Origin of the sequence: Desulforhabdus amnigena (genome assembly GCF_027925305.1) — a bacterium.
GTDB lineage: Bacteria > Desulfobacterota > Syntrophobacteria > Syntrophobacterales > Syntrophobacteraceae > Desulforhabdus > Desulforhabdus amnigena.
Map to the genome: position 1 here is coordinate 275001 of NZ_BSDR01000001.1, position 25725 is coordinate 300725.

The window sequence follows — 25725 nt, forward strand, 5'->3', positions numbered from 1 at the left end:
ACTTCGGGAGAAGGTGTGCCCTCATTAGGTGAAGAGACTGGCTCTTGGAGCCGAAGGGGGTTGCAGAGAAATGGCGGTAGCGACTGTTTACTAAAAACATAGGACTCTGCAAAGTCGCAAGACGACGTATAGGGTCTGACGCCTGCCCGGTGCTGGAAGGTTAAGGGGAGATGTCATCGCAAGAGAAGCGTTGAACCGAAGCCCCAGTAAACGGCGGCCGTAACTATAACGGTCCTAAGGTAGCGAAATTCCTTGTCGGGTAAGTTCCGACCTGCACGAATGGCGTAACGACTTCCGCACTGTCTCAAACAGGGACTCAGTGAAATTGCAGTCTCGGTGCAGATACCGAGTACCCGCGGCTAGACGGAAAGACCCCGTGCACCTTTACTATAGCTTGGCATTGGATTTTGGGCGTGTATGTGTAGGATAGGTGGGAGGCGGAGAAACGGGAGCGCCAGCTCTCGCGGAGCCAACCTTGAAATACCACCCTTATGCGTTTAGAGTTCTAACCCGGAAGAGTTATCCTCTTCGGGGACAGTGCCTGGTGGGTAGTTTGACTGGGGCGGTCGCCTCCCAAAGAGTAACGGAGGCGCGCGAAGGTTCCCTCAGGCTGATTGGAAACCAGCCGTAGAGTGTAAAGGCAGAAGGGAGCCTGACTGTGAGAGAGACATCTCGATCAGGGACGAAAGTCGGTCTTAGTGATCCGGCGGTTCCGCATGGAAGGGCCGTCGCTCAACGGATAAAAGGTACGCCGGGGATAACAGGCTGATAACCCCCAAGAGTTCACATCGACGGGGTTGTTTGGCACCTCGATGTCGGCTCATCGCATCCTGGGGCTGGAGCAGGTCCCAAGGGTTCGGCTGTTCGCCGATTAAAGCGGTACGTGAGCTGGGTTTAAAACGTCGTGAGACAGTTTGGTCCCTATCTACCGTGGGCGCAGGAATTTTGAGGGGATCTGTCCCTAGTACGAGAGGACCGGGATGGACGAACCACTGGTGTACCAGTTGTTCCGCCAGGGGCATAGCTGGGTAGCTAAGTTCGGAAGGGATAACCGCTGAAAGCATCTAAGCGGGAAGCCCACCCCAAGATGAGAGTTCCCCTCCGGGAGCGATCCCGGGCTGAAGGCCCCTCGTAGACTACGAGGTTGATAGGTCGGGTGTGTAAGCACAGCAATGTGTTGAGCTAACCGATACTAATTGGCCGTGCGGCTTGACCATCCTCAAGGCAACCGATTGAAACCAGGAAGAGCTTCTTAAATAAAACCCCTGTTCAGTTGTAAGCTTCCCCATATTGGGGCGGTGGCTAGAGCGAGGAGGATACACCCGTTCCCATCCCGAACACGGTCGTTAAGCTCCTCTGCGCCGATGGTACTGCGTGGGTGACTGCGTGGGAGAGTAGGGCGCTGCCGCCCCATCCCCTTTTTTACCCCTCCATTCCTTTCTCTTTTGTTCCCTCACCTCTATGGTTTCTTTGCAAATGTCTTCTTTTCCCCAAAAAACAGCCGGCGCTCAGGCAAGCGTTTTCCTTGCAGATGTTTTTGCCCTTCCATCCTTATGGTTTTCCGTGATTTCTCATGGTTGAATAGAAAATACCAGAGATGCCTGCCATTTCCAGCCTAAGGCCTTGGGTGCGAATCGCGCTTATGGGACGAAGCTTTTATGTGGCAGTTAATGTATCTTACTCTTTTCCCCCCCATTCCTTCGTCCCATGCAGCGCAAATTCCAATCGAACAATGAATGCCAAAATATCAAGAGAGAATCGTCTCATACATCATGCACTGCTACTCTACAGCCTTGATGTTTTTCTTTGCCCAATTGATCAGTTCGTCATAAGTTGTTCCTTTCGGAAAGAATTCAACGAGACCTAATGACTTCAATTGAGGGACGTATTTTACGTCGAGAAGCCCCCCTGCAGTGACTTGAATATACGAAATGCCGTGTTCTTTCATAGAGTCGAAGAGGTTTTTGAATTGAGTAACAATATCCGCTCCATGCAGCACAGTGATTCCGATATGATCCACGGACTCCTGTATGGCAGAAGCGACAATTGCTCTGGGGTCCTGGAGATCTGTGTAAATAACCTCAAACCCGGCTTCTCCGAAAGCTCTTGCAAGTTTTAACATTGCTTGCTCGTGACCTTCTCCGAACTTTGCCATCAAAATTCTGATTTTTCTCTCTTCCATGCCTATCTCCTGTAAATGGTTACTTTGTCAAATATAGTCCATTCTTCTAAAATGCTGTGCATGTGAGAACTCCGTTTTTCTTTTAGTGTTAAACATGGTTAAGAATGTCAGATTCCGAAAAATAGGAGATGGTGGATCCCGCTCGAGCCTGGAAAACGGAATGGAGTGTATTTGAGCTGGTGCATGCATAATACTCTTGGAGTGAAGAGAAACGCCAGATGTTTGTGCTCTTTCGTCTCCTTCGTCAGGCAAATCAAAAAAATGAATCGTTTCGAAAGATCTGATTCAAACCTATAGTTCACGAATTCTGACGAAATCGCTGGAGGAATTTTGCGAATCCACTTCTTGTTTCATGTAATATCTGGACAGTGGTAAGTTTTCCCGAAGCTTGGTCTATTCAGAGCGTAAGTTGACGATTTTAAAGCTAAACGATTTATGCTTGTTTTTGCCGTAGTGTCAAAGTGGAATCTTGTAAAATCAACCACTTATAGAAAACTTTCCACTGTCCAGGTAATATGAGAAAAGTTTATGTCGGTCACTGAAATTACGTGACTCTGTAACATAGTTGTAACATTGGAAGAATACCATAACGAAAATTACGGCGCCGCGTAAGTTTTTGAGATGTCTTAGAGGATGTCTGAAAATTCCCCCCTTGAGGGGGGTAGGGGGGTGTCAAGATTTCGCGAACCAGAAAAACACCGCCCTTGGTCTCCCTCAAGGGGGGAATCGAAGCAGGTTCGGCTCCCAAACAGAGGAATTTTCAGACAGCCTCTTAGGGTTTGTTGGTACATGTGAGAAAACGGATCGATGAACAAACACATTGGAGGAAACTGATGCTTAAAGTGAAGTGGTCGTTTTTGTCTTCGTTACTTTTGCTGGGTTTTGCCGTGAATACGGTTTTTGCCGGCTCCATTAAGATCAATGGTTCCACGACGGTACTTCCTATCGCACAGAAAGCTGCTGAAGCATACATGAAAGAACATCCCGATGTGAGCATTTCTGTGTCGGGTGGGGGGTCCGGGGAAGGTATCAAGGCCATCATCGACGGGACGACCGATATTGCTGACAGCTCGCGGTTCATCAAAAACGAGGAAGTGAAACTGGCTGTTGAAAAAGGGAGCTACCCCGTTCCGTTTGCCATAGCTTATGATTGTATCGTACCGGTCGTGAACCCGGACAATTCATTAGCTGATATCACCCTTGATCAGTTGAAGGGAATCTATAAGGGCGAGATTAAAAACTGGAAAGAGATTGGGGGGCCCGATCGTCCGATCGTTGTAATTTCCCGTGACACTTCTTCTGGAACCTATGAGGTTTGGGAGGAGAAGGTCATGAAAAAAGAGCGTGTTTTCCCCGGTGCACTCCTCCAGGCTTCCAATGGCGCTGTTGCTCAAGCCGTCTCCAAGAACAAGAATGCGGTCGGTTACCTCGGAATCGGTTATGTGGATAAGAACGTTAAGGCATTGACTGTAAACGGTATCGTTGGAAATGAAGAGACAACATTGAATGGAAAGTTCCCGATTTCACGTCCATTGTTCATGTTTACACGCGGCTGGCCCACTGGGGATACCCTCAATTTCATCAATTACGTCATAAACCCGACTCAGGGACAGAAGCTTGTTAAGGAAGCCGGTTTTGTTCCTCTATATTGATCCAGAGGGCGGATTCTGATTGCGAACAAGCACTTGGAGCTGCCACGGCCTTCTCGACAATGTGAGGGGGGAAGATATCGGTTTTTTGTGAGTTGAGTAAGGGTGCAGAAAGCCGATGTCTCCCCTCTGTTTTGAGAGGGCGGGAGATAAGAAAGGAAAAAAGAAGAATAGAATGATTCCAAATCGTCAAATAAAAGAACAGGCTATTCGATGGATCTTCTTTCTGACCGCTTTGACTTCGATTCTTGTGCTTTCAATGATTTTGCTCTTCTTGTTTGCAGAAGGTCTTCCCATCTTCAAAAAACTGTCAGTAGGTGCGTTTCTTTTTGGATTGGAGTGGTATCCGACCTCATCACCACCTGATTTTGGAATTCTTCCCCTTCTTGTCGCATCTTTTGCTGTAACTTTTCTCTCTGCTCTTATCTCTATTCCTTTAGGTATAATGACAGCACTATATCTTGCAGAAATTGCATCTGTGAGATTTCGAGAAATTGCCAAGCCTGTCGTCGAACTCCTGGCAGCATTACCTTCTGTCGTTATAGGTTTTTTCGGTATGGTGATTGTTGCGCCATTTTTGCAGAGCACGTTCAATCTTGCGACCGGTTTGAACCTGTTCAATGCTTCGTTAATGCTTGCATTCATGTCCGTTCCAACCATCTGCAGCATTTCGGAAGATGCGATTCACGCCGTACCCAAGGAGCTGAAAGAAGCGTCTTTGGCTTTAGGGGCTACGCATTGGGAGACCGTTTTTCGTGTGATCCTTCCTGCCTCCCTGTCAGGAATCAGCACGGCGGTGATCCTGGGAATGTCCAGGGCAATCGGTGAGACGATGGTCGTTTTGATGGTAGCGGGTGGAGCGACCTTGATCCCGACTTCGATATTCGACCCTGTGAGGCCCATGCCGTCGAGCATCGCTGCCGAAATGGCTGAAGCTCCTTTTCGAAGCGACCATTATTACGCTCTTTTTGCCATTGGTATGATGCTTTTCATCTTTACGCTCATGTTTAATTTAATAGCGGATTATATTGCCCACAAACATAAACAAGTGGGGGCTGCCACTTTGTAAATCCACAGAGGTAAAAGATACATGCCATCGCCGAATTTGCCGGAAAATCTCAGCACCAACGAAATATCTCTCGGATCTGAGTTGTGCAGGCGGGATGCCGGGCCGAAGGAAGGCTCGGTATGCGCTGAAACCGAAAAGCCAATTCGAACGCGCCATCTTGTCGAGAAGGGCGTGTTCAGTCTTTTTCGTGGGGCGGCTGCCATCAACGCCTTCGCTTTATTGATCATCATTGGGTTTCTTGTTTACAATGGGGCCGGCGCAATCAATTGGACTTTTTTGAGCCAGGCACCCAGAAACTCCATGACCCAGGGTGGAATATTTCCGTGTATTGTAGGAACCTTTCTGTTGAGCTTTGGCGCCATGTTGGTGGCGTTTCCGTGGGGTGTCGCCACGGCCATTTATTTGCATGAATATGCGCGGCCCGGTTTGGCAATGCGTGCCATCCGTTTAGGTATCAATAACCTTGCCGGTGTTCCATCCGTGGTATTCGGCCTGTTTGGCCTTGCATTCTTCGTCACTTGGTGCAAGCTTGGCGTAAGCGTTTTATCGGGAGTTCTTACGCTGGGGGCGCTGATTCTGCCTGTGATCATCGGTACTGCGGAGGAGGCGCTGCGATCGGTACCCGCCACTTACAGAGAGGCTTCATTGGGTTTGGGGGCAACCAAATGGCAAACAATATATCGTGTGGTTCTGCCTGCGGCTTTTCCCGGTATGCTTACGGGATCCATACTTGGCATCAGTCGTGCCGCAGGTGAGACTGCCGCCATCATGTTCACTGCTGCGGTATTCTTTACGCCAAACCTGCCTTCCTCTCTGTTTGATCCTGTAATGGCCTTGCCCTACCATGTTTATGTTTTGGCTACCGCTGGAACGGAGATCGAGGTGACCCGACCGCTTCAGTACGGTACCGCACTGATCTTGATTGCACTTGTTTTTGGGATGAATCTCATAGCGATCATTTACCGTGCTAGATTGCAGAGGCATCCTTGAGGCAGGTGCTGGGGGGATCTGAGGGGCTGGAAAAAACGGTTGAAAACGATGTATGCAGGTATTGAGACGAGTCTGTCAGGAGAGTGGCGGCCGCCAAGTAATCCATGAGGATTGCTTGGCGGTTTTTTTATGTCCGCTGGCAGTGGTGCTTTATATTGACACCCTTGATGATGAAGATGACGGTTTCAGCAATATTTGTTGCTTGATCGGCCGCGCGTTCGAGGCATCGCGCGGCGATAATCGTCTGTACGGATCTTTCCACAGCGGGTGTTTCGGTGATCATGTAATCCAGGAATTGCTTGAGAATCTTCACATTCAGTTCATCGGCCGTGTCGTCCATTTGGCAGACGTCGATGGCTTGAGATTCGCTTTCGTTGACAAATGCGGCAATCACCGATTTGAGCATATCCAGGGCGGTTTCACCCAGTTGGTCCAGGGCAGGGTTTGTTGGAAGGGGAGGTCTGGAACACAGAAAAATGGCCCTTTCCGCAATATTGACTGCCTGGTCGGCAATTCGCTCGAGATCGACGGCAATCCGCATACAGCCGATGATGAAGCGCAAATCCCTGGCCATGGGTTGCTCTAAAGCCAGCAATTTCAGGCATTGCCGGTCTACGTCCACTTCAAGCGCATTGATGTCTTTGTCTCCCTCTATTACACTTTCAGCAAGTTCAGTATTTCTTTCCGACAAAGCTTGAACGGCCTTTTCCAAAGCTCTTTCCGTCAATGCAGCCATGTGCAGAATGATCATTCGAAGGTCTTCCAATTCTTGATGAAAACGACTTTCCATGTAGTGGACTCCTAGCCGAAACGACCTGTGATGTAGTCTTCGGTTTGTCTAAATTTGGGACGAGTGAAAAGGGTTTCAGTGTCATCTACCTCGATGAGCTTGCCCATGTAAAAAAACGCAGTGACATCCGATACCCTCGCTGCCTGCTGCATGTTATGCGTGACTATGATGATGGTATAGTTTTTCTTGAGTTCGTGTATGAGTTCTTCTATTTTTTGGGTAGCAATGGGGTCCAGAGCGGAAGCGGGTTCGTCCATCAACAATACTTCCGGTTCCACGGCGAGAGCCCGGGCAATGCAGAGTCTTTGCTGTTGCCCTCCTGAAAGTCCGAGCGCGCTCTTGTGAAGGCGGTCTTTCACCTCGTCCCACAAGGCTGCATGGTATAGACTCTCTTCCACGCGTTGTGAGATAAACGACTGGTCTTTAATGCCGATGACGCGCAAACCATAGGCCACATTCTCAAAAATTGTTTTGGGAAAAGGATTGGGCTTTTGAAATACCATTCCCACCCGGCGTCGAATAGAAACCACATCTACCTTCGGGTCATAAATATTCTCGTTGTCAAGCAATATATCTCCTTCGACCCGACTGATGGGAATGAGGTCATTCATGCGGTTCAGGCAGCGCAAAAATGTGCTCTTTCCACAACCCGACGGGCCGATGAGAGCTGCAACCTGCTTATCGAAAAAATCCAATGATACAGCATGAAGAGCTTTAAAATCACCATAGTAGAAGTCAAGGTTTCTGGAACTCATTTTAAGCATTTTTTCCATGTATCAACCCTTATAATATCCATTTCATTTGGGTGCAGCCCTTTTGGAACGAAGCAAGGAATGCACTCGAGCAGAATGAGAGCGTTGCCTTCAAAGGCGGTGTTGCCCCTCTTGGATCATCCAAATCATTCATGTTGTTCCAGTGGTCTCCAGAACCCTGGTCTGGCAGCAGCTGATTTTTCGGATTTGACCGTCGTTCCGAAAAAACCGCACCTATTCGGCGTATAGGACCTCTACCCGACGCCGATTGTTTTCGAATTCTCCTCTTCTGCTTCTGGCGAAGCCTTGGGCAGGGTGAAGGAAAAGGTTGTTCCTGGAGTCCCATCCATGTTGGGACTGTCGACCCATATTTTCCCGCCGAAATTGCGAATGATATGCCGGCATATGGCCAATCCCAAACCTGTACTTTCAGAATCGCTTCCTCGATGTTTTTCTATGCGGTAGAAACGCTCGAATATCCTCTGCTGATGTTGTTTCGGTATGCCGGGTCCTTCGTCACGTACACTGAAGGTAACTGTTTGTTCAATGGCCTGGCAGGATACGGTTAAAGTTTTGTTTGGAGGGCTGTACTTGATCCCATTTTCCAGCAAGTTTCGAAAAACCTGTACGAGTTGATCAAAATCGGCTGATACGAGAATACCTTCTTTGGGAAGAAGGTTTTCCAGAGAGATCTTTTTGTCCTGCGCCAAGGGTTCACACTCTTTCCATGCATTCAGGAGGGCTTTCCCTGCATGCACTGGAAGAGGCTTGACCGGGGTTTGACGGGTCTCGAGCCTTGCCAGCTGAAGAAGATCATCCACCATTTTTACCATATGATTTGTGTTTCTCAGAATGACATTGAGGAATGTGGCAAGCGTTTCAGGGCTCAGGTCGGATTCTGATAGGAGTGTTTCAGAATATCCCTTGATGGACGTCAAAGGGGTGCGTAGTTCATGGGATACATTCGCCACAAAATCCTGGCGGATTTTTTCAAGACGTTTTAACTCGCTGATATCGTGAAAGACCACAATCACTTGTGCGCCGTTTGGAAGATCGCTCGATCGAACAATGTTGACATTGTAGTATTTCCCTTCCCCAAGGGTTATTTGAATGCTGTAAGGACGCTCGCCCAGTTCTCCCTTGGACGCAAGAATACGGTCGCAGGCATCTTGTAATTCCAGGTTCATAAAAACCTCGAGCGGCTTTCGCCCGATGCCCTGCGAAGCGTTCATGTAGAGTTCGGAAAGAGCACGGTTGATGCTCTGTATTCTACCTCTGGAATCCAACACAGCAACGCCTTCCTGCATTCCATTGAAAACCGCTTCCAGCTGCTGTTTTTCTGAACTGATCGTTTGGATGTCCTTGGAAATGCGGTCGGCCATTTGGTTGATCGACTGCGCAAGAGGGTAAAACTCCTCATCCGGGTCGAGATGAATACGATTTTTATAGTCCGTGTCAGCTAGAGCATTAACAGACGAAGTGATCTTGCGGACCGCCTTGCTTCTCTGATGCACCAGCCAGTAGCTGATTCCAAGGAAGGCAAGGAGAATAAAGGAAAAGATACTGATGAAGTCATATTTGAGACGTTCCAGGAGTTCATTTACGTTAGAAAACGGAATCGCCAGGCGAAGGACTCCGCCGGGTATCGCCCCTTTTCGTTCGATGTTTCTGGCAACATATAAGAGAGTCTTTTGAATGTTTCCGCTGTAACGGATGGACACTCCAATATCCTGCTCTCTCGCTTGCATGATTTCGGGGCGACTGGCATGGTTATCCAAGTTCTGAATTTCGGAAAACGGAATTTCAGAATCAGCGATAACATGACCGCCTGTTGCCACGTAAGTGATTCGAGCTTCTTCGCGTTTACCGACCTCCGTCAGCCAGGCCTGAAGGGCCTCGATATCTTGAAACTCGGATTTCTGGCTTATGAGCCAGTGAACCATGTCGAGTTGATGGACTGCCCGGTGCTTGGTTTCATTGATTATTTCTTCCTTGAGGCTTCGGTAGAAATACCAGGAGGGAAGAATCAAGGCCAGACAGACCACTGTGGTAAGAGTGAATATGAAACGGGTGTGAGAAGAGATTTTTTTTATCATGATCTTCTAACCTCGAAAACGGTATCCTACACCTCTTACGGTTTCGATCCATTTGGAATAACGGCCCAGTTTTTGACGCAAACGCCGCACATGAGTGTCGACGGTTCGAGCGTATCCTTCGAATTGATATCCCCAAACACTATCCAGCAGGTGGTCTCTTGTCTGTACTTTTCCCTTGCTTTTGATGAGTTCGGTGAGAAGCTTGAATTCTGTTGCCGTGAGAGGTGCATCCACATCATCAATCGAGACCTTATGGGCCTCGAAATCGACTTTCAACCCTTCGATCTCCCAAAGAGCTGTCAGGGTGGTTTCCTGAAAGGATCTGCGGAGAACCGCCCGAATGCGCAAAATGAGCTCTCTGGGGCTGAAGGGTTTGACCACGTAGTCGTCCGCCCCCAGTTCCAGCCCCACAATACGGTCGACTTCCTCACCCCTGGCTGTCAGCATGATAACGGGTACGTTCTTGAATGCCGCATCCCTCTTCAATTCCTTGCACACTTCGAATCCGTCCAGACCCGGAATCATCAAATCCAGGATGATCAAATCCGGAATATGCCGTTTCACTTTTTCTAAAGCATCATGTCCGTCCTGGGAGGTTGCGACACTGAAACCTGCGGATTCCAGATTGTAACTTAAGAGCTGAAGAATATCATTATCGTCTTCCACAACGAGTACATTCATTTTCGACATCACCAACTCCTGTAGGTAGCATAAGTTTCTAATAAACCATAATTTTGTGTCGAAAAGATTCTCTGATTGTTACAGTACTGTTACATTAGCTCTTTACAAAACATAAGAGCTTTTTGTCTCCCGAACAAAATCAAAAACATGCCTCCGCAACAACTGTCGCATCAAGAGCTTTATCGCTCGAGGTCTTCTGGGATTGCACCAGGACGGCTTTTTTCAATTATATATGCTGAAGACTCAAAAATACTATATGAACTTCAATGTATGCCACAATCATTGATTTGAAAATGTTGATGAAACAGTCTAATTTGATTTTGCTCCCAGGTTTTCATCGATGCGGAAGAGAGTTTTTGAATACGCCAAGGAGGAGGGGATAGCATGAAAGATTTTTTCCATGCGCAGAGCGTTGCCGTGATCGGGGTCTCGAATTCTCCCAACAACATGGGGCGGATCATGGTGAAAAACCTTATGGAATTTGGGTATCAGGGGTACATTCATTTGGTTGGACCCAAGGGGGGAGCATACCTGGGGCATAAGATCTTCTCCGATGTGAGGGAGATCCCGGAAAGGGTGGACCTTGCGACTATTCTCGTTCCTGCCATGGCAGTGCCCACTGTGCTTCGTCAATGTGGAGAAAAAGGGATTCGAAGAGTCATTGTGCAGTCCGCAGGATTTCGTGAATTGGGAGAGGGCAGGATAGGGCTGGAAAAAGAAATTGTTGAAATCCTGAAGCATTTTCAGATGCGTATGATAGGCCCGAATTGCATTGGAATCATCAACCGTCACATCGGTCTGGCTGTTCCATTCTTGCCCCTCAAAGCCGAAAGCCGCCCGGGCAGAATCGGCGTGGTTGCTCAAAGCGGCGGCGTAGGCGCCATGATGATCAATTCGCTCAATGCCGAAAATATGGGTTTCAGTAAATTCGCAAGTATTGGAAACAAATTGAACGTGGATGAATCGGATCTCCTGGAATACCTGATTCAAGATGAAGAAACGGATCAGATTTTTTGCTACCTGGAAGGAATTGCCGATGGTCGCCGGTTGATGGAAATTGCAAGCCGCTCACCGAAGGTGATTGTCGCCCACAAGTCCAATAGAGGTGGAGCGGGAGCGGTGATTGCCCGGTCCCATTCTGCGTCCCTTTCATCTGATGACAGGGTCGTAGACGCGGCTTTTCGACAATGCGGTATTCTCCGGACCCGTGAACAGAGAAGTGCTCTGGAAATGCTCAAAGCCTTTTCCCTTCCTCAGTTGAAGGGAAACCGGCTGGCCGTTATTTCCAGGTCGGGTGGGCATGCTGTCATGGCGGCCGATTCAGCCGAGGAATTCGGATTTCAATTGCCGCCGTTCCCGCCGGATCTGATTCAGCTTGCTAAAAAACATTCCCGGGCGGGTGTGATACAATTTCACAATCCCATGGATCTTGGCGATCTATTCAATCTTCCTCTTTATCACACGTTGGCCGAACAGACATTGGCAAGAGAAGATATCGATGGGCTGCTTTTCATATTCAATTATCAGGGGCTCATGAACGTGGAGGAGTCCAGAAAACTTCTCACAGGGCTGGGGGATTTGATGTGGAAATTCCAGAAGCCCGTTGCTGTTTGTGTTTTCACAACCCGGGAAGAACTCAACCTTGCGGGAAAGATCGCCTCTTATCCCTTTTTTGGCGACCCGCGTGAAGCGGTGAGGGCTTTGGCATTGAATCGGGACAGGTTCAAAACAGGCCCCCTGCCGTTTTCCAGGCGACGGCCGGCTGGAGTGGATAGGATGCGAGTGCAGCAGTTAGTGGAGGAGCTTCCTTCGGGACCGGTCTCTCCCGAGAAGCTGGCCATGATTTTGACCGCCTACGGTATTCCACTGGTTCCCTGGAGGAAACTCGAAAGGGAAGAGGACGTTCTTGCCGCAGCCGGATCTCTGGGCTTTCCGGTTGTTTTGAAGACTGCACATCCGGAGGTGATCCACAAGAGTGAGGCAGGGGGAGTGTATTTGAATATCGCTGATGACGTTTCATTGAGAGAGGCTTACCGGGGGCTTCAAAAAATCGGTCCTTCCGTGCTGCTTCAAAAGATGGCGGAGATGGGGTTGGAGTGGTTGATCGGCGGAAGACAGGACCAGACTTTCGGAGCGGTGCTGGTGGTGGGGCTGGGAGGAATTTATGTGGAAGTTTTCAAAGAAACGTCCATCCGCATTGCTCCCATTGGACAGGAGGAAGCACGCCGCGCCATCGACGAATGCCGCGGGGCGGCTCTTGTTGGTGGAGTCCGTGGACAGGCGGCCCTGGACCGTGAAGCCCTTTGTGATTTAATTGTCCGCGTTTCCTGGTTGTTGTATGATTTTCCTGAAATCGAGGAACTTGATTTGAATCCTGTGCGGCTTTACGAAAAGGGATGCTTGGCGGTAGACTGGCGGGCACGGAAAAAGTAGGGGATGCCGGAAACACCGGGAACACCGGTGAAAACGGTGTCAATCAGCGAGGCATATCAGAAAGTCATCGAAGGGGTATGCTCGCTTTTATTGCATATGGTGTGGAGAATATTCTATGAAATTTGCTTACAGTACGACGGTTTTTCGAGCCCGTCCCCTTTCTGAAGCCATAGAAGGTATAGCGAGGGCGGGTTTTTCCGCTGTGGAACTCATAGCCGATCGGCCTCATGCTTTTCCTCGAGACCTGACGGCAGGCAAAGTCACTGATTTGAATCAGTGTTTGGAGCAGCGTAAACTTCGAGTATCCAATTTGAACAGCTGTGTGGTTACTTCAATCGGTGATTATCAGAACCCTTCATGGATTTCAGTGGATTGGCGTGAACGTGAAGAGAGAATCAATTATACGCTGGAGTGCCTGCGCATGGCAGCCGCAATGGGGATTCCCGGAGTGTCCACAGAAACTGGGACTGAACCTGTTCATGAGGCCATGAATCGAGAGGATGCCGTGGGGCTTTTTATCGGCGGCATGCATCGAGTCCTACCCCTGGCTCAGAAGCTGGGCGTCAAAATGCTCATTCAACCGGAGCCGGATTCCCTCATCCAGACCACTGAACAGGCGCTCGACTTCCTGAAGAAGATGGAATCCCAGAGCAGTTTGAGGATCAATTTCGATGCAGGACATTTTTACTGCGTTGGGGAAGACCCCTGCGAGGCTTGGGAGGAGTTGAAATCCTATGTTGCTCACGTCCATTTGGATGATATCCCGTCAAACCGCACCCACCGCCATATTCAATTGGGTGAAGGGGCCATGGATATCCCCGCCTTCCTGAGCTGCCTTCGAAGGGATAATTATGAGGGATATGTTACGATCAAACTCGACTCTTATGAACAAAGAGCGGAAGACGTGGTCCTTGCTTCGGCCCGCTATTTGAGTGAAAAAGGTTTTTTTGAAGGAAAGATGGATAAAGAGGTTTAGAGATCGGGTTTTTGAAGAAAACCCCATGCGGATCCTTAGATTGCACGATTGAATCAATCCCACCACCAGCCCAAGATGAAAATTTCTTTCTTGCGAAAGTCTGCGTAATCTATGGATAAAAAGAGTTTGAAAAGGTCTGATTGCTCTTCTGGGCGGTCTTAAAAATGTCGACCGCTTTTATAATATATTTGACATAGTACCTACTATCTAATATCTTAAGCCATGAAAAACAAATCGAGCTCAAAAAAAGAGGCGCAGGCGCAGCAGACGCGCAGAAATATGCTGGTGGCAGCAACCAAGCTCTTTGCACGGCAGGGATACCACAAGACCACCATAACGGATATCTGCCAGTCCATTGGTCTGACTTCAGGCGCCATCTTCCACCATTTCCCCTCGAAAGAAGCATTGCTCGACGCCGTTATAGAACGCCTCGAACGGGGCATCCGCATCTATTCGGACTATCTGGATGGGGTCGAAAAGGGGTCTCTCGAAGTGGTGACCGAGATGGTGAGTATCATGTGCCGCCATTTCAACCGCCAGCCTGAAGCCACCATATGTCTTGCTGCGCTGGCCACCGAATTCGCCGGCAGTAACCATCCTGTCGAACAACGTCTCAAGGACATCTACACAGGATTTGTGAAGTCCCTTTCTCGGATACTCAAAGACAATCCGCGGATCAGGAATCCCCGGGTGACAGCCATGGCTTTTGTGGGGCTCGTTCAGGGAATCGCCGTCCAGGGGTTGTTGAGGGAAGGGGAACAGACCATCGATGAACTGGCCCGGGGATTCATCGAAATGCTCGCAGAGTGGTGAATGTTGGTGGACTCAAGAGGCATCTGGTGAGCTGAAGGGCTGGATCTCGGGTGCAGTTCTTCAAACAAATGGCGAATGTACAAAAGAAGGGGGATATCATGGAAATCAAGAAGGTCGGCGTGTTGGGCGCCGGAATCATGGGATCGGGCATCGCGCAGGTGATTGCCCAGGCGGGCTTTGAAGTGGTCCTTCGGGATATCGAGGAGAGCTTCGTTGAAAGGGGCATGGCGATCATCAAGGGAAATCTGGATCGCGCCGTGGCCAAAGGGAAGCTCGAGAGCGGCGCATCGCAAGCCGTTATGGGAAGGATTCACGGCACCACTTCTCTGAAGGATGCGGTGGATGACGCGGACCTGGTGGTAGAAGCCGTCATCGAATCCATGGATCTCAAGAAAAGAGTGTTCAAGGAAGTGGATGAGCTCCGCAAGCCGGAAGCCATCCTTGCATCCAACACATCGGGGCTTTCCATCACAGAGATGGCATCCGTTACCGGACGTCCCGACAGAGTCCTTGGCATGCATTTTTTCAACCCCGTGCCCGTCATGAAATTGGTGGAACTGACCCGCGGTTTTGTCACTTCCGACGAGACCTTTGCCACCTGCCGGGACTTCGTGGAGAAAATAGGGAAAAGTCCCATAGAAGTGGCTGAGGCTCCAGGGTTTGCCGTCAACCGCATCCTTTGTCCCATGATCAACGAGGCGATTTTTGCCTATGCCGAAGGGGTCGCGTCGGCCCGCGATATCGACCAGGCGATGGTTCTCGGCGCCAATCATCCCATCGGGCCTCTGGCTCTGGCGGACATGGTGGGACTCGATACCCTTCTCTTTGTCATGGAAGGTCTTCAGAAGGAGTTGGGAGAGGACAAATACCGTCCCGCACCCCTCTTGCGCAAGATGGTTCGGGCCGGATACCTCGGCCGTAAGAGTGGGAAGGGCTTTTTCGATTACAGCGAAAAAGGGTAGATCGAGTTTATCGCCTGATTCAACACCTTCCTCGCACGCCACTCTCTCTTCTGCAAGCTCTTTGAGGTCGACTCCACCCTGGGACGGGCGAATTCCGATTTTTATAATGAACTCCCATGACCGGAACGGTCACAACGAAAAATGAAAAAGGCAAAGAGATGCAAGCCAATATGGGAAGCGGGAAACGCTCTTGAAAAGCGATCTTATCATGAGCCATGAGCTATGAACCATGAGCCTTTTTTCATATAAACCACAGAGACACGGAGATTTCATTTGAAAGTCTTTCTCTGGGCCCTCTGTGTCTCCGGGGGGTATATAGATTTTATTTAATATTTAAAGGAGGATATTTGCGCCATGCAATACGATCTCACGGAAGAACAGCGCATGCTTCAGGATATGGTGCGCCGCCTTGCTAAAGAAAAGGTTGCCGCCGGAGCCGGAAAACGTGACGAAGAGGCACACTTCGACTGGGAGATGGTCGATCTGCTCCGTGAAAACGGACTCTACGGCATCGATTTTCCGGAAGAACACGGCGGTTCTGGGGCGGGTATGCTCGCCCTCGCCATTGCCGTGGAGGAAATTTCCAAAGTAGATGCCTCAGCCGGTCTGCTCATCGCCGATCAGGAACTGGGGTCGTTGCCCATTATCCTGGCCGCCGACGAAAGACAGCGGGCCAAATATCTGCCCAGACTGGCCTCGGGCGAACATCTCGCCGCCTTTGCCCTCACGGAACCGGTGGCTGGTTCCGATGTGGCGCGGCTCAGGTGCCGCGCCGTGAGGGATGGTGACTACTACATCCTCAATGGCACCAAGACCTTCATCACCAATGGCGGTGTGGCCGATGTGGTCACCGTTTATGCCGTGACCAATCCGGACAAACCGACGCACAGGAACGCCGGTGTCTTCATCGTGGAAAAGGGGACACCGGGTTTTTCCGTGGGAAAGAAAGAAAATAAACTGGGGATCCGCTGGTCGGATACCGTGGAACTGATCTTCGAAGACTGCCGGATTCCAGCGGAAAACCTCCTTGGGGCGGAGGGGCAGGGGTTCCATATCATGATGAAAACCCTGGATTTTTCACGCCTTGCCGTGGCGGCGCAGGCCCTCGGCATCGCAGCGGGGGCTCTGGAATACGCCGTCGCCTATGCCAAGGAACGGGAAACCTTCGGCAAGCCCATCATCCAGCATCAGGGGATCGGATTCAAACTGGCGGACATGGCCATGCGTACGGAAGCGGCCCGGCAGCTACTCTACAAGGCGTGCAGCATGTTTGAAACCCTTTCCAAGGACATGAGCCAGCTCGCTCCCGAAATGGTGCGTATGGGCTCCATGGCCAAGTGTTACTGCAGCGACGTGGCCATGTGGGTTGCCACCGAAGCGGTTCAGGTGTTGGGCGGCTATGGCTACATCAAGGAATACCCCGTGGAACGCATGATGCGCGACGCCAAAATCACGCAGATCTACGAGGGATCAAACGAGATCCAGAGGCTGGTGATTTCGAGGACCCTGTAGACCGGCCAGGCTCTTCAGTGATTTTGCCGGTCTCCTGTTCAGAGGAATGAGAGAGCATGAGTAAAGATAACGAAGTGGTCATTGTCTCTGCGGTGCGCACCGCCATTGGGAAATTGGGGGGTGCACTGAAAGGTGTAAGAGCGACGCAGCTGGGCGCTCATGTAATGTTGGAAGCCATCAAACGGGCCAACGACCTGGACCCCAACCTCATCGAAGAGGTGATCTTCGGCGACTGCGTTCAATGCTTCGATGAGGCCAACACGGCGAGAACGGCGGTCCTCACCGCCGGATTGCCGTTTCACATACCGGCCTTCACGGTGCAGCGCCAATGTTCGTCTTCCATGCAGGCATTGAATTGCGGGGTCCAGCAAATCCGCTGTGGCGATGCGGAAGTGGTCATGGTGGGCGGTGTGGAATCCATGAGTTCAGCCCCTTATTACCTGGCCAATGCCCGCTGGGGCATGCGGCTCATGAACCATGAAGTGACCGATGCCGTATGGGAAATGCTCCATTCGGGGAGCCGGCTGCTGGGGGAGCCCATGATCATGGGCGTGACTGCGGAAAACCTTGCTGAAAAATACGGAATATCCCGGGAGGATCAGGATCAGCTGGCCCTGGAAAGCCACAATAAGGCTGAAGCCGCCATCAAGGCGGGGCGCTTCGAAGAAGAGATCGTACCCCTGGAGGTTCCCGGAGAGAAAGGGCGGAAGGTCGTCTTCGATCAGGATGAACATCCACGGTTTGGATTGACCATGGAAGACCTGGCCAGGCTGAAGCCTGTCTTCAAGAAAAACGGCACCGTCACGCCGGGAAACTCTTCGGGGCTCAATGACGGCGGCGCCGCGGCGATCCTTATGACGCGCAAACGAGCCAGGGAACTCGGACTTGCCCCCATGGCCCGCATCGTGTCCCAGGCTGCCGCCGGCGTGGAACCTCACCTCATGGGTTATGGCCCCGTACCGTCGACGGAAAAAGCCATCAAAAAGGCCGGCATGAGCCTCAAGGACATTCAACTGGTGGAATTGAATGAGGCTTTTGCCGCTCAGTACATTGCCTGCGAGCGCGGCCTGGGGTTGGACCGCACCATCACGAACGTCAATGGGAGCGGCGTGGGCCTGGGGCATCCGGTGGGCTGTACGGGGCTGCGCATTGTGGTTTCTTTGATTCATGAAATGGCGCGCCGAAACCTGGAAGTGGGGCTGGCGACGCTCTGTGTGGGTGGTGGTATGGGAATGAGCACCATCGTGGTACGGGACTAACGGTCAGAAATCTCAAGGAAACGTTTTTTAAAAGGGAGGACACCCCATGTCGGTACGACTCATCCGGAAGACGGCGTCTGCTTATGAATATCCACTTCTCATCAAACGCCTGCTGCAGACCCCGCTCACCTACTCTCCAAAGCAGGAAATCGTTTACAGGGAGCTCGTTCGCTATGACTACGAGACCCTCAATCAGCGCATAGGCCGGCTGGCCAATGCTCTGAAGGCTTTGGGCGTTCAACAGGGAGACACCGTCGGTATGATGGACTGGGACAGCCATCGCTACCTGGAATGTTTCTTTGCCGTTCCCATGATGGGCGCCGTTTTGCATACCATCAACGTGCGGCTTTCCCCTGAGCAGATCCTTTACACGATCAATCATGCGGAAGACGATGTTTTGCTCATCAATGGAGAATTCCTGCCGGTACTGGATCAGATCAAAGACCAGATCGAAACGGTGAAGAAAATCATTCTGATCACGGACGAAGGGAAAAGCGCCGATGCATTGCCGGGCTTTGCCGGGGAATACGAGGCTCTGCTCGCGGGGAGCGATGAGGAATATGATTTTCCCGATTTCGACGAAAACGCCATGGCCACAACCTTTTATACTACGGGTACGACGGGGCTTCCCAAGGGGGTCTACTTCAGCCATCGCCAGTTGATGCTGCATACCCTGGCGGTTCTTGCGGGGCTGACCGGGTATACGGCCGGGCGGAGGTTCGGGGCCGATGACGTATACATGCCTCTCACTCCCATGTTCCATGTCCATGCATGGGGACTGCCCTACGTGGCCACGCTCCTCGGAGCCAAGCAGGTCTATCCAGGTCGTTACATTCCTGAAAATATCCTGAAGCTGGTGGAAAAGGAGAAGGTTACGTTTTCTCACTGTGTGCCCACCATCCTGCACATGCTCCTCAACAGTCCCGTGATAAAGGAAGTGAACGTATCTGGATGGAAAGTGATCATCGGAGGTTCCGCCCTGTCGAAAGGTCTGTGCAAATACGCCCAGGAACTGGGAATCGACACTTTCACCGGGTACGGCATGTCCGAAACCTGCCCCATTTTGACCCTTGCCAACCTGAAGCCGCACATGCTGGAGTGGGATGCGGAGGAGCAGATCAAAATCCGGTGCCGCACGGGCATCCCGATTCCGTTGGTGGACCTGAGAACGGTGGGCATGGGAGGAGAGCCTCTGCCCAAAGATGGCGTGAGTACGGGGGAGGTGGCTGTGCGGGCCCCATGGTTGACTCAAGGATATCTGAAGGAAACGGAACGGTCGGAGGAACTCTGGTCCGATGGCTGGCTCCACACGGGTGACGTGGGTTTCATCGACCCAGAGGGATATCTCCAGGTCACGGACCGCATCAAGGACGTGATCAAGACGGGAGGGGAGTGGATCTCTTCCCTGCAGCTGGAAGATATCCTCACCAGCCATGAAGGTGTCAGCGAATGTGCCGTGGTGGGTGTACCCGACGAGAAGTGGGGGGAAAGGCCTCTGGCTTTCGTGGTGCTCAAGGAAGACTACAAGGACAAAGTCACCCAGGAGGACATCAAGAATTTCTTCATGGGATATGTCGACAGGGGCGTCATTTCCAAATGGGGAGTTCCCAACAGGATCTGTTTCACCGACAGCATCGCCAAAACCAGCGTGGGAAAGCTCAATAAGCGGGTCCTCCGTAAAACCGCTCTTGAGCATGTTCAAGAGCAGGCATGAATTCGGTATGAATGGGCAGGGACGAACCATGAACCAGGCGCTGGACGATCAAGTGCTGTTGGTTCGTCCCCTCACCATTCGCTGAGAGGGGATGAAGCCGTTGGGGATGTTTTGGAAGTATCCGAGAATCCAGTACACGGTAGCAGAAATCTCATCCCTTTGTTTTTGAACAGGGCTTCAAATCACGATAGTCGTTTTCATGGGGGCTGATCTGCAGCGAAATCTCGAAAAGAAAGTCTCTTGTCAAGGGCTGACCCCAGTTGTTTGATGATTCAGGGTTTTCTCGTTGCCGTAACGACCACGAAAGCACATTGGCCGCGCCCTGCCCGCAGGGGTTCGATCTCCCGCGTCTCGGCCAGGGGGTGAGCGAGTGTCTGGCCCCAGGTGCCAACCGCGAAGCCGGCTTCCAACAAAAGCTGGGTCACCTCGTCGGCGGAATAGAAAGTGGCCTCGCGGTAAAACACACTCTCTGCCTGGTGCAACTGGTAGTCTTTTCCCAGAGTGCTCTCGCGGTCGATGAATCCAATGACGAGGGGACTGCCGGGCTTGAGTACCCTCCACAGTTCGGTAAGCATTGCTGCGGGCGAATCTACGAAGCAGATGGTGGTGACCACGAGCGCGTAATCGAAACTGCCGTTTGCGAAAGGCAGATTTTCGGCCACTCCTTCCACAACTTCTATGCCTCGAGCAGCGGCATGAGCAAGCATCCGGGGGGAGGGGTCCACTCCCACCCCCACCCCCAGTGGCGCGGCGAAGCGGCCACTGCCCACACCGACCTCGACACCCCGACCCTCCCACGGAATGAACGGCCGAAGAGCGAGCAGTTCCGAAATATAAGCGGCCTCGTGCTTTTTGAACCATGCCTCGTAGCGCTCATGGTGGGTTTCAAAGGAGATAACTCTGGGCACGGGACACCTCCTCATAAAATCTTCAATGATGTGCATTTTCAGGGCTTGAAGTTTTCATTCAAATTCTCGTTTCAACGATAACCATTCCCCCTCGGTTCGGAGAATTACTTTTCCAACTCGTCTGATACAGAGTCTCTATTATCCTTGTACCGTGCAAAGTACGTTACCATTCCAAGCACCATGAAGGCCCTTGTGATCATGCAAAAAAATATCGAGTAGCAGCACAGCATCACAATATCGACGATAAATTTCACAAGCTGTTTTAGCGACCAGAAATTGCATAAATCCATTCTGCACATAATATCACCGACATCCATATGCCTCAGACCCAAATAGGTCAATACTCCCAAAATGCCCAAGAGAAAGGACCGTATGGCTTTTCGCTGTAGTATAAGCCGCCATTTCATGGTCTTATATTCTTCAAGCTGGTTAAAGGTCAGCAAGATGGTAAACACACTGCTGAGAGTGGCTACCAGGGAAATGAGCGGAAGAGGCATAAAGTAAAAAGGATAACCGGGATTGGAATCAACAGATTCCAGGGGGATGAGTTCGAAAAATTGACTGGAGTAAGGGAATAATACCGAAATCTGAGCCAGGATGGCCCATAGGCTTTTGAGGAATTCCAAGACGATTTTTAGGTCTGTTGCGAATGCACTGTTGGAAAACCAATGTATAAATTTTATCGATGCGATATTGCATTTAATGCTCATGAAATACAAGGACATACATAAAAGTTTTCCGGCATGCATCATCCCGGAAACTCGAAATGCTTAAACTCCAAGGACATGAATGGATGCAGGTGTTGGTGAGCCGGCGTGCCTGGTATTTTGCGGATATTTATCTGGAAGTGTTCACGTCAAGTTTTCGGCGGGTGGTGGGCTCTGAACCCGACTCCCCCTTGAAGGAGCAGGGAGTCGGGATGGGAATGGTAAAATGTCACAAACAATTTCTATTTTGCGGGAAATTGCTCTTAGAGGATGTCTGAAAATTCCCCCCTTGAGGGGGGTAGGGTGTCAAGATTTCGCGAACCAGAAAAACACCCCCCTTGGCCCCCCCTCAAGGGAGGAATCGAAACAGGTTCGGCTCCCAAACAGAGGAATTTTCAGACAGCCTCTTACTGAACGGCGGTCAGTTTCAGGGTTTCTTTCTCCGTGCTGATCAGACCGGTAACGTCTTGAGCGAGGAAATTGGCGTAGCTCATGGTGAGGCCCAGTTTTTTGCTGAGGTTTTTCACATCCTGGGAGATCTGGGGCTGCGTCAGGAGAACTACCAGGTCGAAGGTCCTGGTTTCTTGGGTTCCATTGCTCTCCACGGTCACCTGCAGGCTCTGGTTTTCCGCAGGTGTGAGGGCGCTCACGACGGCTTCCCGAATCTCGATTCTATCGAGACCTTTCAACGCCTCTTTCTGTTCCTCCAGGAAGGGGGCAAGGTCCTGGCCGAAAAGGCTGATTTCGGCTCCCGGAAGTTTCCTCCGGACGAGAATAGCCTCGTTGATACCGAGGAAGAGGGCCGCACGGTGCATCTGGGGAGATGCCGAGGCATAGCTCTGAACGAAAGCGATGCTTGCGGGGATTTCACCGTCGTGAGGGCGGATGACGAGTCCCGCGCTCGGCCCCGATGCGCTCAGCATGCGCTCCAATTGCAGGTCCGTGATGATATTATTGTTTTTACCCAACCCGAAGAGAGGGTTCACGCGCTCAATAGGCCGTTCCACCCCGGCGGATATGATGATGGTGTCCGCCTCCAGATCGAAGTATTCGTCCTTCATGTCAAAATTGATGGCTTCCGTTTTACATTCCGCCCAACAGAGGGCGCACCCCAGGCATCGTCGGCAGCTCAAACAGCGTTTCGCTTCCTGAAGAGCTCTTTCCTCATCGAATCCCAATTCCACTTCGTTGTAATTGTTTCGCCGTTCCTCGACCGGGATTTCAATGTGGTGCTGCCGCGCCTTGGGAATATCCTGGAACTCGACGATGTAGCGACCTTTTCTCTCGTATGTCATTGTAACCTCTCTTAAAGAGATTCATTGTTCTTGCTGTGACTTGTTCACCTCGAGCTTAAATCCGCAATCGACTCAGAAAGGGGCCGTCATTTTCCTCTTTTTGCTTCGATGTAGCGAACGATCCCTTCAGCCGCCTTCCTGCCGCCGGCGCAGGCCCGAATGGCGATGTCCGGACCCGTTTCCACGTCACCCGCCGAAAAGATGCCGGGCACATTGGTCATGTAGTTCGCCCTGTTGACGGCGAAGGTGTTCCAGCGGGTGATGTCCAGGCCGCTGTTTTCCGGAACGAAAGCGAGGTCCGGGCGCTGGCCGATGGCCGGGATGAGGGTTTCGGCTTCCACGACGAATTCCGACCCCTCGATGGGAACCGGTCGCCGCCGGCCGCTGGCATCGGGTTCCCCCAGCTGCATACGAAGGCATTTGAGCCCTGTCATGCGGCCGTTTTCCCCCACTACTTCGATGGGCGCCACCAGGTATTGAAACTTGATTCCCTCGTGTTCTGCCGCCTCGATTTCCCAGGGGCTGGCGGGCATTTCCTTTTTGGTGCGGCGGTAGAGCACATGAACCTCGTCGAACCCTTCGCGCCAGCTCACGCGCGCGGCATCCATGGCCACGTTACCGCCTCCGATGATGATGACCTTCCCCTTGGCGTTGATGGGATTTCCCATGTTGGCGTCCCGCAGAAAATCGACTCCGTCGATGACGCCTTCCATGTCTTCGCCCTTGATCTGGAGCTTCATCCCCTTGTGTGCGCCCACGCCCAGGAAGACCGCGTCGAACTGCTTCTGAATGTCCTCGAAGGAGATATCTTTTCCCACGCGGGTGTTGCAGCGCAGTTCAATGCCGTGGGAACAAATCCAGTCGATTTCTCTCATGAGGGTAGGGGTGGGAAGGCGGTACTCCGGAATGCCGTAGCGGAACATGCCGCCCGGTTCCGGCAGAGCTTCGAAACATACGGACTTGTATCCGGCCTTGGCGAGAAAATAGCCGCAGGTGAGTCCGGCTGGACCAGCCCCGATGATGGCCACTTTTTCCTTGTGGAACTCATCGGGAACTTCCACCGGGGCCTTAATGCCTTCCTTCATTTCCCAGTCCGCCACGAACCGCTTGAGGGTGCATATGGAAATGGGTTCGTCCATATAGCCCCGGTTGCAGGCGGATTCGCAGGGGTGGGGGCAGACACGGCCAATGGAGAGGGCAAAAGGAAGTCGCTCGCGGATCTTGGCGAGGGACTCTGCGTATTTCCCGTCGGCAATGAGCCCCACGTAGGAACGGATGTCCAGGTTGGCGGGGCAGGTGGCCTGGCAAATGGGCATGTCTTCCTTGAAGATATTGTACTGCCCGGTTTTGGGGTTGAAAAAGTCGATGGCTGTACGGAAACCGACGCCTTCGTTGAAGTCGTCATACATGTTGATGGGGCAGACCTTGATGCAGGCCTTGCAGTCGTCGCACTTTTCCCGGTCTACACGCGGTGTCCGCCGCTTGATCTTGAGCCGGAAGTTACCGTTATTGGCTTCCGTCCGCTGCACCTCGGCGCTGTCGATCACCCGGATGTTCGGGTGGCGCATGACGGCTTCAAGGTTGGGATCCACAAAATCATTCTCTCCCGAGATGATCCGGGTTTGCGGAATCCGCTCACCTCCGAGGCCCGGAAGGGATTCGATCAGAGTTACCTGCATACCGGCTTCGGCTTGCTCCAAAGCTGTGGCAACGCCAGCCGGATCGCCCCCAAAGATAATCACTCGTTTTCCTGACACAGTTGCATCCTCCACATGTTAGGGAGCAAACCATCAATACAGACGGAACACCCGGTGAGATCTTGAAGGCCGCCGGATGAAAACGTGAAAAAACGGCGGTCCATCCATCTTCCAACACAGCAGAATCTGCCACGTTGAATTTTGGGTGTTCCGGAGTCCAGCACATTGCGGCAAAAGCCGTTATCCCGCCTGGAATTTTCTGAAGTCCCCCTTCAAAGGGGGACTTCAGGGAGGAGTGTGCTTGCCTGCACACCCCCCTACCCCCCCTCGAGGGGGGAATCGAATGATTCAATGGCGTGAAAACTTTGGCCACCCATGTACCGGTCCCCTACACTCTCATCCATGCACCCGGCTCATGCGGCGTGAGCCGCCTGTTGAGCCGGCTTGCCCGCGACCTGGTACAGCGGGGAGTTGCCTTCGATTCCGGCCAGGTTCACAATTCCCCGACGCTGCAGCGCCAACACGTACTTGAGCACGTGCGGTGGTGGAAGTTTCAATGTTTCTGCAAGCTTCTTGACGGCAACCGGCCCCTTCTGCATTTCCGAGAGGATTTCATAGGTGGCCAGTTCGTCCATGATGATGGTGTCGAGCGTCCGCCACATCTCATGATCGGTGAATTTTTCGCCGTACTTGTTGCCCGTGGTCGTGAATTCAGTGAATTTTCCCACTACCCAGCGCAGTTTCTCCTTGCCCAGGGCGGTCTTGGCAATGGCGATTTTTTCTTTGAGCTGGGGCAGGGGCAGTCGATCCGCCGTTCCCAGCGGTCCCAGTTCTTTTGTGCTTCGATCGAAGGCCGTGACCATGCTGACGAAGCGTTCACCTTCGGCTGATGAGCATTGATTGAAGGCAACCCTCTGGGGATTCAGGCCCGCATAATCCAGTGCCCGGGTCGCGAGTCCCACCTTGATCTTGGCCTGATAGTTGCCGGTTATGTAGTGGCAATCACCAAAATGACATCCCACCACCATCACTCCATCCGCTCCCTCAAGGAAAGCGTCCGCCAGCATGGTGGGGTCCACCCGGCCTGTACACATGAGCCGAATGATTCTCACGTCCGTCGTATATTGCATCCTGGAAACTCCAGCGAAGTCAGCCGCAGCGTAACCTCACCAGGTGCAGCAAAAAACCAGGATCTTCGGAGTAAATTCTGACATCACAGTCTCCTCTTCACAGCATCATC

General features: G+C 51.7%; 18 protein-coding genes, 2 rRNA genes and 1 pseudogene (1 of these 21 cut by a window edge). 12 read left to right on the forward strand and 9 right to left on the reverse strand.

Annotated elements, in window-relative coordinates; all coding sequences use genetic code 11:
• Both QMG16_RS01280 and rrf read left to right on the forward strand, forming a co-directional pair.
• Nucleotides 1-1217, forward strand: a 23S ribosomal RNA gene (locus QMG16_RS01280) (it extends 1728 nt beyond the left edge of the window).
• A 77-nt stretch (nt 1218-1294) separates the two neighbouring features.
• Nucleotides 1295-1411 (forward strand): 5S ribosomal RNA (gene rrf / locus QMG16_RS01285).
• Between the two features lie 369 nt (nt 1412-1780).
• Here rrf and QMG16_RS01290 read toward each other — a convergent pair.
• Nucleotides 1781-2182 (reverse strand): cobalamin B12-binding domain-containing protein, encoded by a 402-nt coding sequence (locus tag QMG16_RS01290; protein WP_281791854.1) that lies wholly within the window; start codon nt 2180-2182, stop codon nt 1781-1783.
• Between the two features lie 833 nt (nt 2183-3015).
• Between QMG16_RS01290 and QMG16_RS01295 the strand changes: the two genes are divergently transcribed.
• From QMG16_RS01295 to pstA, 3 genes are all read left to right on the forward strand, one after another.
• Entirely contained in the window at nt 3016-3834 is an 819-nt protein-coding gene (locus tag QMG16_RS01295) for a phosphate ABC transporter substrate-binding protein (RefSeq protein ID WP_281791855.1), read from the forward strand.
• Nucleotides 3835-4006: 172 nt separating this feature from the next.
• Nucleotides 4007-4900: a phosphate ABC transporter permease subunit PstC gene (gene pstC, locus QMG16_RS01300; protein WP_281791856.1), complete on the forward strand. Its 894-nt coding sequence runs from the start codon at nt 4007-4009 to the stop codon at nt 4898-4900.
• A 21-nt stretch (nt 4901-4921) separates the two neighbouring features.
• Nucleotides 4922-5890 carry a phosphate ABC transporter permease PstA gene (pstA, locus tag QMG16_RS01305; protein WP_281791857.1) on the forward strand — a complete coding sequence of 323 codons (969 nt, stop codon included), beginning with the start codon at nt 4922-4924 and terminating at the stop codon, nt 5888-5890.
• 127 nt (nt 5891-6017) lie between these two features.
• Here pstA and phoU read toward each other — a convergent pair whose 3' ends face one another.
• From phoU to QMG16_RS01325, 4 genes are all read right to left on the reverse strand, one after another.
• Nucleotides 6018-6680 carry a phosphate signaling complex protein PhoU gene (gene phoU / locus QMG16_RS01310; protein ID WP_281791858.1) on the reverse strand — a complete coding sequence of 221 codons (663 nt, stop codon included), beginning with the start codon at nt 6678-6680 and terminating at the stop codon, nt 6018-6020.
• Between the two features lie 11 nt (nt 6681-6691).
• A complete protein-coding gene (gene pstB, locus QMG16_RS01315; protein WP_281791859.1) occupies nt 6692-7453 on the reverse strand; it encodes a phosphate ABC transporter ATP-binding protein PstB in 762 nt (253 codons plus the stop codon).
• Nucleotides 7454-7686: 233 nt separating this feature from the next.
• Nucleotides 7687-9528, reverse strand: coding sequence for a HAMP domain-containing sensor histidine kinase (locus QMG16_RS01320; protein WP_281791860.1), 1842 nt, complete (start codon nt 9526-9528; stop codon nt 7687-7689).
• Between the two features lie 6 nt (nt 9529-9534).
• The gene (locus tag QMG16_RS01325) at nt 9535-10218 is read right to left on the reverse strand and encodes a response regulator (protein ID WP_281791861.1); all 684 of its coding nucleotides are present in this window, start codon (nt 10216-10218) and stop codon (nt 9535-9537) included.
• Nucleotides 10219-10593: 375 nt separating this feature from the next.
• Here QMG16_RS01325 and QMG16_RS01330 point away from each other — a divergent pair, with 375 nt between their 5' ends.
• From QMG16_RS01330 to QMG16_RS01360, 7 genes are all read left to right on the forward strand, one after another.
• Nucleotides 10594-12642: an acetate--CoA ligase family protein gene (locus tag QMG16_RS01330; protein ID WP_281791862.1), complete on the forward strand. Its 2049-nt coding sequence runs from the start codon at nt 10594-10596 to the stop codon at nt 12640-12642.
• 115 nt (nt 12643-12757) lie between these two features.
• Nucleotides 12758-13618, forward strand: coding sequence for a sugar phosphate isomerase/epimerase family protein (locus QMG16_RS01335; RefSeq protein WP_281791863.1), 861 nt, complete (start codon nt 12758-12760; stop codon nt 13616-13618).
• A gap of 222 nt (nt 13619-13840) precedes the next feature.
• Nucleotides 13841-14431, forward strand: a complete 591-nt coding sequence (locus QMG16_RS01340; protein ID WP_281791864.1) for a TetR/AcrR family transcriptional regulator — start codon at nt 13841-13843, stop codon at nt 14429-14431.
• Nucleotides 14432-14535: 104 nt separating this feature from the next.
• On the forward strand, nt 14536-15393 hold the full coding sequence (locus QMG16_RS01345) for a 3-hydroxybutyryl-CoA dehydrogenase (RefSeq protein WP_373878699.1): 858 nt from the start codon (nt 14536-14538) through the stop codon (nt 15391-15393).
• Between the two features lie 354 nt (nt 15394-15747).
• Nucleotides 15748-16905 (forward strand): acyl-CoA dehydrogenase family protein, encoded by a 1158-nt coding sequence (locus QMG16_RS01350; RefSeq protein ID WP_281791866.1) that lies wholly within the window; start codon nt 15748-15750, stop codon nt 16903-16905.
• 56 nt (nt 16906-16961) lie between these two features.
• Nucleotides 16962-18164 carry a thiolase family protein gene (locus tag QMG16_RS01355; protein WP_281791867.1) on the forward strand — a complete coding sequence of 401 codons (1203 nt, stop codon included), beginning with the start codon at nt 16962-16964 and terminating at the stop codon, nt 18162-18164.
• Between the two features lie 46 nt (nt 18165-18210).
• Nucleotides 18211-19878 carry a fatty acid--CoA ligase gene (locus tag QMG16_RS01360; RefSeq protein WP_281791868.1) on the forward strand — a complete coding sequence of 556 codons (1668 nt, stop codon included), beginning with the start codon at nt 18211-18213 and terminating at the stop codon, nt 19876-19878.
• 272 nt (nt 19879-20150) lie between these two features.
• Here QMG16_RS01360 and QMG16_RS01365 read toward each other — a convergent pair whose 3' ends face one another.
• The 4 genes and pseudogenes from QMG16_RS01365 to QMG16_RS01380 all read right to left on the reverse strand — a co-directional run.
• A complete protein-coding gene (locus QMG16_RS01365) occupies nt 20151-20786 on the reverse strand; it encodes a class I SAM-dependent methyltransferase (protein ID WP_281791869.1) in 636 nt (211 codons plus the stop codon).
• 1114 nt (nt 20787-21900) lie between these two features.
• Nucleotides 21901-22788, reverse strand: a complete 888-nt coding sequence (locus QMG16_RS01370; RefSeq protein WP_281791870.1) for a hypothetical protein — start codon at nt 22786-22788, stop codon at nt 21901-21903.
• A gap of 86 nt (nt 22789-22874) precedes the next feature.
• Complete coding sequence (locus tag QMG16_RS01375) at nt 22875-24545, reverse strand: FAD-dependent oxidoreductase (protein ID WP_281791871.1); 1671 nt, start codon at nt 24543-24545, stop codon at nt 22875-22877.
• Nucleotides 24546-24898: 353 nt separating this feature from the next.
• Nucleotides 24899-25636: pseudogene (locus QMG16_RS01380) on the reverse strand (hydrogenase iron-sulfur subunit); the annotation flags it as partial.
• Nucleotides 25637-25725: the final 89 nt, after the last annotated feature.

Excerpts from the sequence above, each read along its gene's own strand:
- QMG16_RS01290 (WP_281791854.1), bottom strand. The coding sequence starts at position 2,182 with ATGGAAGAGAGAAAAATCAGAATTTTGATGGCAAAGTTCGGAGAAGGT.
- QMG16_RS01295 (WP_281791855.1), top strand. The coding sequence starts at position 3,016 with ATGCTTAAAGTGAAGTGGTCGTTTTTGTCTTCGTTACTTTTGCTGGGT.
- pstC (WP_281791856.1), top strand. The coding sequence starts at position 4,007 with ATGATTCCAAATCGTCAAATAAAAGAACAGGCTATTCGATGGATCTTC.
- pstA (WP_281791857.1), top strand. The coding sequence starts at position 4,922 with ATGCCATCGCCGAATTTGCCGGAAAATCTCAGCACCAACGAAATATCT.
- phoU (WP_281791858.1), bottom strand. The coding sequence starts at position 6,680 with ATGGAAAGTCGTTTTCATCAAGAATTGGAAGACCTTCGAATGATCATT.
- pstB (WP_281791859.1), bottom strand. The coding sequence starts at position 7,453 with ATGGAAAAAATGCTTAAAATGAGTTCCAGAAACCTTGACTTCTACTAT.
- QMG16_RS01320 (WP_281791860.1), bottom strand. The coding sequence starts at position 9,528 with ATGATAAAAAAAATCTCTTCTCACACCCGTTTCATATTCACTCTTACC.
- QMG16_RS01325 (WP_281791861.1), bottom strand. The coding sequence starts at position 10,218 with ATGTCGAAAATGAATGTACTCGTTGTGGAAGACGATAATGATATTCTT.
- QMG16_RS01330 (WP_281791862.1), top strand. The coding sequence starts at position 10,594 with ATGAAAGATTTTTTCCATGCGCAGAGCGTTGCCGTGATCGGGGTCTCG.
- QMG16_RS01335 (WP_281791863.1), top strand. The coding sequence starts at position 12,758 with ATGAAATTTGCTTACAGTACGACGGTTTTTCGAGCCCGTCCCCTTTCT.
- QMG16_RS01340 (WP_281791864.1), top strand. The coding sequence starts at position 13,841 with ATGAAAAACAAATCGAGCTCAAAAAAAGAGGCGCAGGCGCAGCAGACG.
- QMG16_RS01350 (WP_281791866.1), top strand. The coding sequence starts at position 15,748 with ATGCAATACGATCTCACGGAAGAACAGCGCATGCTTCAGGATATGGTG.
- QMG16_RS01355 (WP_281791867.1), top strand. The coding sequence starts at position 16,962 with ATGAGTAAAGATAACGAAGTGGTCATTGTCTCTGCGGTGCGCACCGCC.
- QMG16_RS01360 (WP_281791868.1), top strand. The coding sequence starts at position 18,211 with ATGTCGGTACGACTCATCCGGAAGACGGCGTCTGCTTATGAATATCCA.
- QMG16_RS01370 (WP_281791870.1), bottom strand. The coding sequence starts at position 22,788 with ATGACATACGAGAGAAAAGGTCGCTACATCGTCGAGTTCCAGGATATT.